Origin of the sequence: Micromonospora sp. CA-248212, from assembly GCF_050948405.1 — a bacterium.
Lineage (GTDB): Bacteria > Actinomycetota > Actinomycetes > Mycobacteriales > Micromonosporaceae > Micromonospora.
In genome coordinates this window covers 327,658-340,180 of sequence record NZ_CP192023.1, presented here as the reverse complement: position 1 = coordinate 340,180, position 12,523 = coordinate 327,658, and the positions used below count along the sequence as shown (strand labels likewise).

15 protein-coding genes are annotated in these 12,523 nt (G+C 73.0%); 6 read left to right on the top strand and 9 right to left on the bottom strand.

Annotation, left to right across the window (positions count from 1 at the left end; all coding sequences use genetic code 11):
* Nucleotides 1-154: 154 nt before the first annotated feature.
* The 6 genes from ACQP03_RS01625 to ACQP03_RS01600 are packed head-to-tail and all read right to left on the bottom strand — an operon-like array spanning nt 155 to nt 5,743.
* Nucleotides 155-1,693 (bottom strand): SpoIIE family protein phosphatase, encoded by a 1,539-nt coding sequence (locus ACQP03_RS01625; protein WP_363660387.1) that lies wholly within the window; start codon nt 1,691-1,693, stop codon nt 155-157.
* A gap of 2 nt (nt 1,694-1,695) precedes the next feature.
* A complete protein-coding gene (locus tag ACQP03_RS01620) occupies nt 1,696-3,057 on the bottom strand; it encodes a sensor histidine kinase (protein WP_357133772.1) in 1,362 nt (453 codons plus the stop codon).
* On the bottom strand, nt 3,047-4,060 hold the full coding sequence (locus ACQP03_RS01615) for a SpoIIE family protein phosphatase (RefSeq protein WP_433459960.1): 1,014 nt from the start codon (nt 4,058-4,060) through the stop codon (nt 3,047-3,049). The genes ACQP03_RS01620 and ACQP03_RS01615 overlap by 11 nt, the downstream gene beginning before the upstream one ends.
* Nucleotides 4,057-4,476, bottom strand: a complete 420-nt coding sequence (locus ACQP03_RS01610) for an anti-sigma regulatory factor (RefSeq protein ID WP_357133776.1) — start codon at nt 4,474-4,476, stop codon at nt 4,057-4,059. The genes ACQP03_RS01615 and ACQP03_RS01610 overlap by 4 nt, the downstream gene beginning before the upstream one ends.
* Nucleotides 4,473-4,883, bottom strand: coding sequence for an STAS domain-containing protein (locus tag ACQP03_RS01605; protein ID WP_355048333.1), 411 nt, complete (start codon nt 4,881-4,883; stop codon nt 4,473-4,475). The genes ACQP03_RS01610 and ACQP03_RS01605 overlap by 4 nt, the downstream gene beginning before the upstream one ends.
* Entirely contained in the window at nt 4,883-5,743 is an 861-nt protein-coding gene (locus ACQP03_RS01600) for an STAS domain-containing protein (RefSeq protein WP_357133779.1), read from the bottom strand. Before ACQP03_RS01600 ends, ACQP03_RS01605 begins: the two co-directional genes overlap by 1 nt.
* A 166-nt stretch (nt 5,744-5,909) precedes the next feature.
* Here ACQP03_RS01600 and ACQP03_RS01595 point away from each other — a divergent pair, with 166 nt between their 5' ends.
* Nucleotides 5,910-6,266: an STAS domain-containing protein gene (locus ACQP03_RS01595; protein ID WP_007454464.1), complete on the top strand. Its 357-nt coding sequence runs from the start codon at nt 5,910-5,912 to the stop codon at nt 6,264-6,266.
* A 13-nt stretch (nt 6,267-6,279) separates the two neighbouring features.
* Here ACQP03_RS01595 and ACQP03_RS01590 read toward each other — a convergent pair whose 3' ends face one another.
* Nucleotides 6,280-7,554, bottom strand: coding sequence for an MFS transporter (locus ACQP03_RS01590; protein WP_396831998.1), 1,275 nt, complete (start codon nt 7,552-7,554; stop codon nt 6,280-6,282).
* Nucleotides 7,555-7,604: 50 nt separating this feature from the next.
* Here ACQP03_RS01590 and ACQP03_RS01585 point away from each other — a divergent pair, with 50 nt between their 5' ends.
* From ACQP03_RS01585 to ACQP03_RS01570, 4 genes are all read left to right on the top strand, one after another.
* The gene (locus tag ACQP03_RS01585) at nt 7,605-8,300 is read left to right on the top strand and encodes a FadR/GntR family transcriptional regulator (RefSeq protein WP_433459956.1); all 696 of its coding nucleotides are present in this window, start codon (nt 7,605-7,607) and stop codon (nt 8,298-8,300) included.
* A gap of 39 nt (nt 8,301-8,339) precedes the next feature.
* The gene (gene mscL, locus ACQP03_RS01580) at nt 8,340-8,801 is read left to right on the top strand and encodes a large conductance mechanosensitive channel protein MscL (protein WP_357171618.1); all 462 of its coding nucleotides are present in this window, start codon (nt 8,340-8,342) and stop codon (nt 8,799-8,801) included.
* Between the two features lie 81 nt (nt 8,802-8,882).
* Nucleotides 8,883-9,134: a hypothetical protein gene (locus tag ACQP03_RS01575; RefSeq protein WP_355048337.1), complete on the top strand. Its 252-nt coding sequence runs from the start codon at nt 8,883-8,885 to the stop codon at nt 9,132-9,134.
* 56 nt (nt 9,135-9,190) lie between these two features.
* On the top strand, nt 9,191-9,559 hold the full coding sequence (locus ACQP03_RS01570) for a hypothetical protein (protein WP_357133785.1): 369 nt from the start codon (nt 9,191-9,193) through the stop codon (nt 9,557-9,559).
* A gap of 85 nt (nt 9,560-9,644) precedes the next feature.
* Here the strand turns inward: ACQP03_RS01570 and ACQP03_RS01565 are convergent, their stop codons facing one another.
* Complete coding sequence (locus ACQP03_RS01565) at nt 9,645-10,871, bottom strand: benzoate/H(+) symporter BenE family transporter (RefSeq protein ID WP_357133787.1); 1,227 nt, start codon at nt 10,869-10,871, stop codon at nt 9,645-9,647.
* Nucleotides 10,872-10,928: 57 nt separating this feature from the next.
* Between ACQP03_RS01565 and ACQP03_RS01560 the strand changes: the two genes are divergently transcribed.
* A complete protein-coding gene (locus ACQP03_RS01560; protein WP_396831999.1) occupies nt 10,929-11,489 on the top strand; it encodes a helix-turn-helix domain-containing protein in 561 nt (186 codons plus the stop codon).
* A 7-nt stretch (nt 11,490-11,496) separates the two neighbouring features.
* Here the strand turns inward: ACQP03_RS01560 and ACQP03_RS01555 are convergent, their stop codons facing one another.
* Entirely contained in the window at nt 11,497-12,519 is a 1,023-nt protein-coding gene (locus ACQP03_RS01555; protein ID WP_357133791.1) for a response regulator transcription factor, read from the bottom strand.
* Nucleotides 12,520-12,523: the final 4 nt, after the last annotated feature.

Genomic DNA, 12,523 nt, shown 5'->3' with positions numbered 1-12,523 from the left:
CACCCACCCCCACCCCTTCACCCGCGTGATCAAGAGGTTCGCGTCATCGACAGGGCGAAATTTGACGCAAACCTCTTGATCACCGGAGCAGAGAGGGGGCCGGAGGGCCTGGGGGGCCTGGGGGGCCCGGGGGCCGGAGGGGTGGGGTGGGGGTTTAGTGGCGGCGGAGGACTACTACGGCTACGTCGTCCTGGATCTTGTCGGGGGCGAGTTCGACCAGGAGGCGGGCGCAGAAGTCGTCCAGGTTGTCGTCCACCGTGGTCGACACCGCCGCTAGCGCGGCCAGCCCCTCGTCGATGGTGGCGTCCCGGCGCTCGATCAGCCCGTCGGTGTAGAACACCAGCGTGGCGCCGGTCGGCAGGACGAACTCCAGGTCGGCCGGTCGGGGCGCGCGGACGCCGAGCAGGGGTGCCGAGTGCTGCACGAACTCCACCTTGCCGTCCCGGTGCAGCAGCGGCGGCAGATGACCGGCGCTGGCCAGCCGGACGTGACCGCTCGGCGGGTGCAGCAGCAGGACGCAGAGCGTGGCCAGTTCGTTCGGCAGCAGGGTACGCATCAGCTCGTTGACCCGGTGCAGGATCTCGCCGGGCTGGTGCCCCTCGACGGCGTACGCCCGTACCGCGTGCCGCAGCTCGGCCATCACGGTGGCCGCGTGCAGCGAGTGGCCGGCCACGTCCCCGATCGCCAGCAGGAGGTGCCCGTCGAGCATCACCAGCTCGTAGAAGTCGCCGCCCACCTCGGTCTGCGCGCTAGCCGGCTCGTAGCGCACCGCGAAGTCCAGTCCGGCGACCGTGGGCAGGCTGCGCGGGAGCAGACTGCGTTGGAGGGTGACGGCGATCCGGTGCTCCTCGTCGAAGGAGCGCTGGGCCTCGACGGCCGCCGCGACGGCCTGGGCGAGCTGCACGAGCACCGGCGTCCGGGCGGTCTGGGTGGCGGTGGGTACGACCACGTAGAGCGGCGCGCGGTCCTCCCGCAGCCGGGCCGCGGCCACGGTCACCGTGTCGTCCGCGGGCCAGGTGAGCAGACCCCAGTTCTCCGGAGGCTCCACCCGCACGGTGGCGCCGGTGGGCACTCCGGTGTCGTCGACGACCCACGGCACAACGGCGGCTTCGGCGCCGGGGCCGGCGCAGACACCGGCGATGCAGTCACCGTCGAACGTCTCGGCGATCACTGCGGCGGGGCTCTTAAAGATCTGCGCGGCCCCCTCCGCGGCGACCTCGAGGAGCCGCCCGAACGTCGCCGCGGCGTGCACCGCGACGGTGGTGTCGGCGAGGCCGAGCAGTCGCTCGGCGAGCAGTTCGGCACGCTGCCGGGCCTGGTAGTAGCGCAGCACCGCCCGGGTGGTGGCGATCAGCTCCTCCGGCTCGATCGGCTCGGCCAGGTACGCGTCCGCCCCCCGGGTGAGCCCCTGGGCGCGGTCGGCCACGTCCACGGCGTGCGCGGAGACGTGAATCACCGGCAGCGCCGGGTGGGCCGCCTTGATCCGCTCGCACACCTCGTAGCCGCTCAGGTCGGGCAGCCGGACGTCCAGCACCACGAGGTCGATCCGCGCCGTCTCGACCCGGGCCAGCGCCTCGGTGCCGCTCTCCGACTCGAGCACCGTGTACCCGGCCCGGCTGAGCCAACTGACCAGCAGGTAACGCTTGGTACGGCTGTCATCGACCACCAGGACGGTCGTCGGTACGGCGTCCACCGTCACGCTCCGCCGATGGGCAGTGAGACGGTGAAGGTGCTGCCCCGGCCGGGCTCGCTGGCCAGCTCCAGCGTGCCACCGAGCAGGGTCACCAGTCGCCGGGCGTACGGCAGGCCGAGGCCGGTGCCGCCGACCCGGGTCGCGCCGGGCACCTGGTAGAACTCCTCGAAGATCCGATCGTGCAGCTCGGGGGGGATACCCGGGCCGGTGTCACTGACCTCGAAGCGCCACCGGTCGTCGCGGCGTCGGGCGCGCAGCCGCACCTCGCCGCGCTCGGTGAACTTCAGCCCGTTGTGCAGCAGGTTGCGCAGCACCTGGCCGAGCAGCACCTCGTCGGTGCGCAGCACGGCCGGCACGGTCGGCTCCTCCACCGTCAGCTCCACCCTGGGCCGGGTGGCCAGTGCCCGCATGGTGCCGCGCAGTTGACCGAAGACCGGGCGCAGGTCCACGTCCGCCCAGTCGGGCTCGATCCGGCCCGATTCGGCCTTGGCGAGGTCCAGCAGTTCGTTGACCAGACCGAGCAGATCCTCCGCCGAGGAGCGGATGAGGCCGACCTGACGGACCTGCTCGGTGGTGAGAGGGTCGGAGGAGGAGTCCGCGAGCAGGCGTCCCAGCCCGATGATCGCGGTCACCGGGGCGCGCAGCTCGTGGCTCACGTTCGCCAGGAACCGGCTCTTCGACTCGCTCGCGGCACGCAGTTGGGCCGACTTCTCGTCCAGCTCGGCGTAGAGGGCGACGACTCCCCGGTTGGTCGCCTCCAGCTCCTCGGTGAGCTGGTTGTAGAGCGCCACCACGCCACGGTTGGTCTCGGCCAGCTCCTCGTTGAGCACGGCCAGCTCGTCGCGTTGGCTGCGCACCTCGTCGAGCGCCGCGATGAGCTGGCCGTTCTGCACGGTCAACTCGTCCAACGCGCTGCCCGGCGCGGTGCGGCCGAGTTCGGAACGGAACTCGGCCAGCCGCTCCGGGGTCGGGATCGGCGCGTTCGCCGGGACTCTGCGGGACATCCTTACGACCGTAACCCCCTCGGCGGTCGTCACGCTCAGGGAGTCGACCAGGCGGGACACCGCACCGGACTGCGGCTCGTACCGGCCGTCGGGTAGCGGCCCCACCGGCGCCAGGTCGGCGCGGAGGTGGAAGCGGCCGTCGGGCCGCCCCTCGAGGTGGAAGATGACGTCCGCGCCGCCGGTCAGCCGCAGCAGGTCCCGGGCGACCTCACTGAGAGCGGTGGCGATCCGCACCTGGTCCTGGTGTTCGAGGCCCACCACGCCGGCCACCTCGCGGCCACGCTGGCGGATGACGAAGATGTCCTGTTCGACGCGGAGCGCCATCTGCAGCAGCGGCACCGAGGCCGGATCAACGCTCATGCCCGGACCTCGCCACCAGGACACAGGCGTCGTCGCGCCGCGTTCCGGCGTCGCGCAGCAGGGTTGCCGCCAGCACCAGCGGGGACCGTTCGACGAGGCCCGGGTAGTCGGCCAACCGCCAGCGGTCGACGACGCCGTCGCTGTGCATGACGAGCCGGGAACCCGGCCCGAACGGGTAGTCGTAGCCGCGTACCGTCGGCCGTTGGTGCCCGGCGATGCCGGGCAGCGACACGAGCCCGCGGCGTTGGCCATCGTCGTCGACGATCACGCCGGAGATGTTGCCGAGCCCGGCGTAGTGCAGCACGCCAGGTGCCAGTTCGGCGACCGCGAGCGCCGCGCCACGGGTGTGCGACATGCTCCGGTGCAGGTGGCTCACCACCGCCGCCGGGGCGCCGGCCGGCGCGTTGCGGAAGGCGGCGAGCGCGGCCTCGGTGGCGGCGGCGGCCAGCGGGCCGTGCCCCAGACCGTCGCTGACGAGCACCTGGTGCCGGCCGTCGACGAGCCGGACGGCGTACCCGTCACCGCTGACCGTCTCGCCGGGGATCGGCCGGGTGAGACCACCGGCCCAGGACGGTGTCGCCGGTTCGGCCGGCCAGACCTGGACGGCGAAGACGGTCCCCTTACCGGGCAGGGAGTAGCCGTCGAACCAGCTCGCCTGCCGGACGATGGCGCCGAGGCCGATGCCGAGCGTGCCGGTGGTGGAGTGCCCGTCCCGGGAGGAGACGGTGAGGTCGGCCATGCCGGGCCCGGAGTCGATGGCGACCATCTCCACGCCGGCCTGCCCGGCACGGCGGACCGGCCGCAGCAGCAGGACGCCGTTGTCGGCGTGCTTGACGAGGTTGCTGGTCAGTTCGGCGGCCACGATGGCCAGGTCCGCGATGCGGGCCGCACCCATCTCGATCTGCTCGCCGAGGCGTTCCGCAGCGCGTCGTACGGCGCTGGCGGTACTGCCCGCCTCCACCCGGAACCAGATGCCGCTGTCGGTGACCGGGTCCCCGTTCACCGGGCCCACTTGGTGACCGTGATCCGGGTGCCGGCCTCCGCCGACGTCTCGATCTCGAACTCGTCGACCAGCCGGCGGGACCCGCTGAGGCCGAGGCCGAGGCCGCCGCCGGTGGTGTACCCGTCGGTCAGGGCCAGGTCGAGGTCGGCGATGCCGGGGCCGGAGTCGGCGAAGACGATCCGCAGGCCCTTACGTCGGCCGTTGTCCACGGTCGCCACCTCGACGGTGCCGCCGCCGCCGTACACCAGGGTGTTGCGGGCCAGCTCGCTCGCGGCCGTGACCACCTTGGTCTGGTCGACCAGCGACAGCTTGACGGCGACCGCCACCGACCGGACCAGTTGCCGGACGCGTACCACGTCCTCGTCGCTGCGGACCGACTGCGCCTGCGGGTGGCCCAGGTCGATGCCCGTGGTCACGGCGTGGCCGTCTCGGCGTCCGGATCGTCGTCGAGCTGGTGATCGAGCTCGTCGGCGTTGGCCGCCGCGATCAGCTCCATGCCGCGCTCGACGTTCAGCGCGGTACGGATGCCGTTCAGCGACAGCCCCAGTTCGACAAGTGTGATGGCGACGGCGGGGCGCATGCCGACCACCACCGTCTCGGCGTCGAGGACCTTCGAGATCGACGCGATGGTGGAGAGCATCCGGCCGACGAACGAGTCGACGATGTCCAGCGCGGTGATGTCGATGATGACGCCGTGGCAGCCGGTCGCCACGATCCGCTCGGCGAGATCGTCCTGGAGCTGGACCGCCGTCTGGTCGGACATGTCGAGCTGGATGGAGACCAGCAGGATGTCACCGATCTTGAGGATCGGTACGCGTTCCATCAGGCGTCCCTGCGGGACTGGCGACGGGCGGACTCGATCCCGGTGAGCCGCAGCACGTGGCGCAGCGCGTCGGCGAGGCTGGCCTTGGTGGCGATGTCGCCGAACTCGATGCCGAGCGCCACGATGGTCTGCGCGATCTGCGGCCGGATGCCGGAGATGATGCAGTCGGCGCCCATCAGTCGGGCGGCCACCACGGTCTTCAGGATGTGCTGGGCGACCTGGGTGTCCACGGCGGGGACGCCGGTGATGTCGATGATCGCGTACGGGGAGCCGGTGTCGACCAGGGTCTGCAGCAGCCGCTCCATGACCACCTGGGCCCGGGCGGAGTCCAGGGTGCCGACCAGCGGGACGGCGACCACGCCCTCCCACAGCTTCACCACCGGGGTGGAGAGTTCGAGCAACTGCTCGGCCTGGTCGGCGATGAGGCTCTCGCGGGTACGCACGAAGCTCTCAAAGGTGAACAGGCCCAGCTCGTCGACGAGCTTGGAGTAGGCGACGAAGTCGTGCAGCGCGTCGGCCCCGCCGGACTCCTGGAGCAGCTCGGCCAGTACGTCCTTGAGCGCGAAGACGCTGATCGTCGTCTCGGTGGCGGAGAAGCCCTGCCGGGCCCTGCCCCGGGACAACTCGGAGAGCGTGGCGCGCAGTTCACCCGTGCTCTCGGCGGACAGGTCGAAGCTGCCCTGCTGGGCGACGCCGATGATGGCCTGATGCAGATCCTCGACCTGTCGGCGCAGCTCGGCGTGGCTCAGCCGGCCCCGCAGCGAGCCGGCCACGATGTCGGTCCACCGCTGCGTGATCTGCTCGGCGTGGCCGCCCAGCAGCGCGGCCAGTCGACCACTTTCCTCGGCGTTCAACGCCATCGCGAAAACCCCCCTCGACCTGGACCGGCCGGACTCTATCACCGGGGCCTGCACAACTACTTGCTCCGTAGCAATGGAATGACGGGGACCACCGGATGCCGGCTCCCGTTCTGCGTGCGACCCCGGTCGTGGGATACCGTTCCCCCGATAACAGGAGGTCTGGCGAATGTCCCTGACGGTGCACACGGAACAACGCGGCGACGTGGTCGTCGTGTCGGTCGCGGGCGAGCTGGACATGGCAACCGCACCGCAGTTGCAGGACCAGATCACCGACCTGCTCGACAAGGGCCGCAACCGGCTGGTGTTCGACCTGGCGGACGTCTCGTTCTGCGACTCGACCGGTCTGTCGGTGTTCGTTCGCGCCAAGAACAGCTGTGACGAGGCCGGCGGTGTGGTGCGGCTGGCCGCTCCGCAGCGTGGCGTGCTGCGCATCCTCGAGGTGAGCGGGCTCGTCGAGGTGCTGCACACCTACCCGACGGTGGACGAGGCCGTCGCCGGCGAACCGACGCCGGCGTCCTCCTGACCGCTGTTTCGACCTACTCGTCCTCGACGTAGCGGGGACGGGCGATCGCCATGCCCGCCGCCGTCTGCACGGCGAGCGCGGCCAGCAGGAATCCGATCGGCGCCGTCCAGCCGCCGGTGATCTCGTAGAGGATGCCGACCGACAGCGGGCCGAGGGCGGCGATCACGTACCCGGTGCTCTGCGCGAAGGCGGAGAGCGCGACGGTCCCGTCGGCGGTCCGCGCGCGCAGACCGATCGTCGTGAGGATCAGCGGGAACGCGCCCTGGCCGAGCGCCAGCAGGGTCACCCAGAGCAGCGCGGCGCCGTGCGGTGCCAGCGCCAGCCCCAGGTAGGCCAGCGCCGACGCGCCGGTCAGGCCGAACACCAGCGGGCGCAGGGTGGCGAGCCGGCCGGCGAGGGTGGGCATCAGCAGCGCGATCGGCACGCCGAGCGCGGTCACCCCGGCGAGCAGCAGCCCGGCCGACTCGGGCCGGTAGCCGGCGTCGCGGAACAGTTGGGCCAGCCAACCCATGATGGCGTAGCCGCTGAGTGACTGCGCCCCGAAGTAGATCGCCATGGCCCAACCCAGCCGGGTCCGCGCCGGCCGGACCCGCGCGGCGACGGCCGCCGTCGGGGTCGCGCGCCGCGCGCCCCGGCGGGTCCGCAGCGCCAGCGGCACCCACGGGAGTACGGCCACCGCGGCCAGCCCGGCCCAGACGCCCAGCCCGGCCCGCCAGGACCCGAAGGCGTGCGCGATCGGCACGGCGGAGGCCGCGGCCACCGTCGTGCCCAGGGTCAACGCCATGGTGTACGCCCCGGTGACGAGGCCGGTCCGGTGGCCGAAGTGCTGCTTGACGAGCATGGGCAGCAGGATGTTGGCGACCGCGATGCCGGCCAGTGCCAACGCGCTGGTGAGCACGAAGATCCAGGCCGAGTCGGTGGCGGCCCGGAGCACCTGGCCGACGGCCAGGACGATCATGGCGACCACCAGTACCCGGGCCGGGGCGACCCGGCGGACCAGCCACGGGGTGAGCGCGCCGAGGCCGGCGAACGCGATGGTCGGCAGGGTGGTGACCAGTCCGGCCATGACGCCGGAGAGCCCCAACCCGGCGCGGATCTCGTCGAGCAGGGCGCCGAGGCTGGTGACCGCCATGCGCAGGTTCAGCGCGACCAGCAGCATCCCGACCAGCACCAGCGCGCCACCGGTCACCGGGTGCGTCCGCCGGGCCGTGGTGCCGTCCGCCGGGCGGGTGTCGACGGCGAGGACGGGTGCGGGCGGGGCCGGAGCGGCGGCGGCTGGCGGGGTCATGACCTCTAACCTACAATCATGGGATGAATTTCAGGCCGGTGATGTAACCAGTGCCACCGTCGGTCGATTCCCCCGCCGCGCAGCCAGCCACGCCTCCCCGGGGGCACCGCGTCCGCCAGACCATCGAGCAGCTCCGGGCCCGGATCCTCGGCGGCGAGTGGCCGGTGGGCGGCCGCATCCCCACCGAGCCACAGTTGGTCGCCGCGCTGGGCGTCGGGCGCAACACGATCCGCGAGGCCGTCCGCGCCCTCGTGCACGCCGGGGTGCTGGAGTGCCGGCAGGGCTCGGGCACCTACGTGGTGTCCACCGACGAGCTGGCCCCGGTGGTGGCCCGTCGACTGGGCGACGACCGGATGACCGAGGTCATCGAGGTACGCCGTGCCTTCGAGGTGGAGGCGGCCCGACTCGCCGCACTGAGGCGTACCCCGCAGGACCTGGCGGCGCTCGACGGGGCGCTCGCCGACCGCGAGGCGGCCTGGCGCGGCGGCCGGGTCGACGCGTTCGTGGAGGCCGACGCGGCGCTGCACGTCGCGGTGGTCGCCGCCGCGCACAACGCGATGCTCGCCGAGCTGTACGCCTCCTTCGGCGCCGCCCTGCGCAGCACCGTCGCCCAGGCGATGGGGGGAGCGCTCGCGCCCGAGCGCTACGTCGACCACACCCGGCTGGTCGAGGCGATCCGGGCCGGCGACGCGGGCCGGGCGGCGATCGAGGCCGGTGCTTTTCTGGAGCCGGCCGACGGGGCATAGGTTGTCCGCGACGGAAAACCGGACACCTCGGGAGTACGGATGCTCAAGGGCTTCAAAGATTTCATCATGCGCGGCAACGTCGTCGACCTGGCGGTCGGCATCGTGATCGGCGCCGCGTTCACCGGCGTGGTCACCCAGCTCACCAAGTCGTTCCTCGAACCGCTGATCAAGGCGATCGGCGGAGGCACCGCCCTCAGCGCCGGGAAATGGAAGCTCACTGAGGGCAACTACGTGGACTGGGCGGCATTCATCAACGCCGTGATCACGTTCCTGCTCACCGCGGCGGTGCTCTACTTCTTCGTGGTGTTCCCGATGAACAAGCTGGCCGAGCGGCGGCAGCGGGGCGAGGAGCCGCCGCCCGCGGCCCCCAGCGAGGAGGTCAAGCTGCTCACCGAGATCCGGGACGCCCTGGTCTCCGCCGGTCACACGACCCCGGGCCAGCAGCGCGGGGCGCTTGACGACGTGCTGGGCCGCCGGACCGAACCGCCGACGCAGCGCTGACCCACACGGATGCACATCGGCCCCTGCGGGATTCCCGCAGGGGCCGCATCTTCTCGTACGTGTGTTCGATAGAGTCCGGCCATGGAGCAGCGCAAGCACTGGTGGAACGGGAAGTGGGGGCGGCTGGCCCGGCGGGACGTCTTCCTCCGGGTGGACGCCGACCGGTGGCACGTCGAGCAGCGGGCCGGCGGCGCCGAGGGCATTTCCCGGTTCTACGAGTACGGCAGCGCCGACGAGGCCGAGGAGACGGTCCGGGCGCTGCTCGACGGCACGGACACCTGGCGGGAGCTGTCTCCCCGCCCACCGGGCGGCTGGACCCTCCCGAACGGCTGAGCGCGCGGCTCCGGAGGCGGCGTTTAGCGGCGGGCCGCCTCGGGAACCGCTGAGAGATGGACCAGCAGGACGCGCAGCAAGCGACCATCTCGCGGATCACCACCGGGATGCCGGTGATCGACGTGGCCGGCACCGAGGTCGGCACCGTGGACCTCGTCCAGCGGGGCGACCCGAACGCGGTGACCGTGCAGACACCGACCGCCGACCCGGGCAGCAGCCTGGACGAGCTGATCGAGGCGACCGCGGTCGAGGAGCCGGACGTGCCGGCCGACCTGGCGGCACGTCTGCTGCACACCGGCTACCTGAAGGTCTCCACCGAGTCGGCCGACGGAGCCGTGTACGTCCCGGCCGACCGGATCGGCTCGGTGGCCGACGGCCGGGTCCTCCTCGCCGTGGGCATGGCCGACCTCCCCCGCGAGGAGTAACCCGGTCGCCCTGATCGACTCGGCTTCCCGCAAACAGCGGCATCACCGCACCCCGGACACCCCGCCTTCCAGAAGCCCGAGTGGATCAGGCCGGGAGCCGTCGTGCTGGCTCGGTCGAACTCTCCGACGAGGGCGGGACGGGCGCGGGCGGGACGGGCGCGGCCGGGCGACGGAAGAGCAGCAGCATCAGGCAGCCGGCGATCAGCCCCCAGAACGCGCCTCCCACGCCGACCAGCGTCACCCCGGACGCGGTCACCACGAAGGTGACCACAGCGGCTTCCCGGCCCTCGGGGTCGGTCACCGCCGCCGCGAGCGCGGTGGCGAGCGCGCCCAGCAGGGCCAGCCCCGCGACGGCCTCGATGAGGATCGGCGGCGCGACCGCCACCAGGGCCGTGGCGACGCCCGCGCCCAGCCCGAGCAGGGCGAGCCCGACGCCGGCGGTGACCGAGGCGACCCACCGACGCTCCCGGTCGGGATGCGCGTCGGGGCCGGCGGCCAGCGCGGCGGTGATCGCCGCGAGGTTCACGGCGTGTCCGCCGGCGGGGGCGGCCAGCAGGCTGGCGAGCCCGGTGGCGCGCAGGGCCGCGCCGAACGGCGGACGGTAGCCGTAGCCGACCAGCACCGCCATGCCCGGTACGTTCTGCGCCGCCATCGTGACCAGGAACAGCGGAAGGGCCAAGCCGACCAGCGCGGACACGTTCCAGGCCGGCACGGTCACGGTGACCGACGGGATCAGCGCGGTGCCGCTCAGCCCGGCCGGGGGCGCGGTCAGCGCGAGCGCCACCACCGCCACCAGCAGCGCCCCGGGTACCGCCCAGCGGCGGGCGAACCGGTGCAGCAGCAGCCAGCCGACCACCACCGGACCGGCCACCAGGGGCAGCTCGACGAGCGCCCGGACCGGTGCGGTGCACAGGGGCAGCAGCACTCCGGCGAGCATCGCGCCGGCCACCGGCTTGGGGATGGCGGCCACCGCCCGGCTCAGCGGCGGGAAGAGACCGGCCGCGACGATCAGCAGCCCGGAGACGAGGAACGCGCCCACCGCGACCGGCCAACCTCCGGGCGGCGGCCCGGTCGCCACCAGCAGCGCCGCGCCCGGCGTCGACCAGGCGACGCTCATCGGGATGCGGTGCCGCCAACCCAGCCACACGGCGGCGAGCCCGCACGCCACGCAGAGGGCGAGCAGGCCGGAGGCGGCCTGCGCGTCCGACGCGCCGACCGCCCGGAGCCCGGCCAGGACGACGGTGAAGGAGCTGGCGAAGCCGACCAGCGCGGTCACCACGCCGGCCAGCACCGGTTGCGCGCGTCCACCCATGTCACCACCCCCGGAGCGTTCCGTTTACGGAACGGCAGTGTGTAGCACCATAGTCGGATGCCGCAGCCACCACCAGCGGGCCGTCCCGGCCTCGACGTGGACCCCGTCGTCGTCGGTCGGCGCGTCCGCGCCCTGCGCGAGGAGCGGGGCATCTCGCTGTCCACACTGGCCCGGCTCGCCGGCATCGGGAAGGCGACCCTCTCCGGCCTGGAACACGGCACCCGCAACCCGACCCTGGAGACGCTCTGGGCGGTCACCGCGCAGCTCGGCGTACCGTTCACCGCCCTGCTGGCCGACCCGACCCCCGGGCCCGTCGTGCACGGCGCCGCCGTCACCGCCACCCTGCTGGAAGTGTTCGACGACACCGACGCGACCTACGAGCTGTACCGGATGCGCGTCGCACCGGGCGTCGTGCAGACGTCCCCCGCCCACCAGCCGGGCGTCACCGAACACATCACCGTCTTCGGCGGAGTGCTGCGGGCCGGCCCGGCCGACGCGCCACTGACCGCCCCGGCCGGCGGTCACCTCCGCTGGGTCTCCGACGTGCCGCACACGTACGCGGCGGTGGGCGACGAGGAGGTCGCCGCGAGCCTGCTGCTCCGCTACCCCCGCAACTGAACCCGGCTCAGTCCACCGGGGCGGGGACCGGCATCCGCCGGCGTACCGCCCAGAGCGCCACCTCGGTCCGCGACGCCGAGCCGGTCTTGCGCAGCAGGTTCGACACGTGCACGGTGACCGTCCGCACCGAGATGCCGAGCGCCTTCGCGACCTGCTTGTTCGACATACCGCTGACCAGGCAGCCCAGTACCTCGACCTCCCGGGCGGTCAACTCCACGTCGACCGCCTCGACCGGGCCGGGCGGCGTACGCGGCCCGGGTAACCGTCGCAGCAACGCGTCCGGCCCCTCCCCGGCGTACGCGGCCAGCAGCTCGGTCAACGCGTACGGATTGCCGCCGGTGTGTCGCCAGACCGAGGTGACCAGCCGGTCGGACGGCGGCGCACCCTCGTACACCTGGGTCAACACCTCGGCGACCTCGGCCGGGCGCAGCGGACCCAGATGCTGGCGGACGACGCCGCGTACCCCGCAGAGGCGGGCCAACGCGCGGCGGGTGAGGTCCGGGGCCACCGCGTCGGCGGCCGGCCGGCTGGCGACGATCAGCAGCGCCGGCAGCTCGGCCACGGTGGCCAGCTCACCGACCAGGTTGACGCTGGCCGGGTCGAGCGCGTGCAGATCGTCCACGACCAGCACCGCCGGGCCGGGGCCGACCAGCAACTGGACGGTACGGACGGCGAGGCGCAGCAGGGTGCCCGGCGCGTACCGTTCGCGCGGTGCGGTGGGCTGCTGGGCGAGCCACGCCAGCGCGTCCGGCGGCAGGGCGAGCGAGCCGGTGTCGCGGCCGGTGAGCACCGACGCCAACCAGTCGTACGGGGCCGGACCGTACACCCGGGCGGCCCCCGAGAGCACCACGGACGGACGCGGCGTGAGGGCATCCACGGCGGCGGCGACCAGCAGACTCTTGCCCACGCCGGCCGCGCCGGTGAGCACCGCGACGGTCGGCGCGCGACGCTCGGCGGCGGCCACGGACGACCACGCCCGGTCGAGCTCGGCGAGCTCGCCGGCGCGTCCGACCATGGACACCGGCATCATTTCT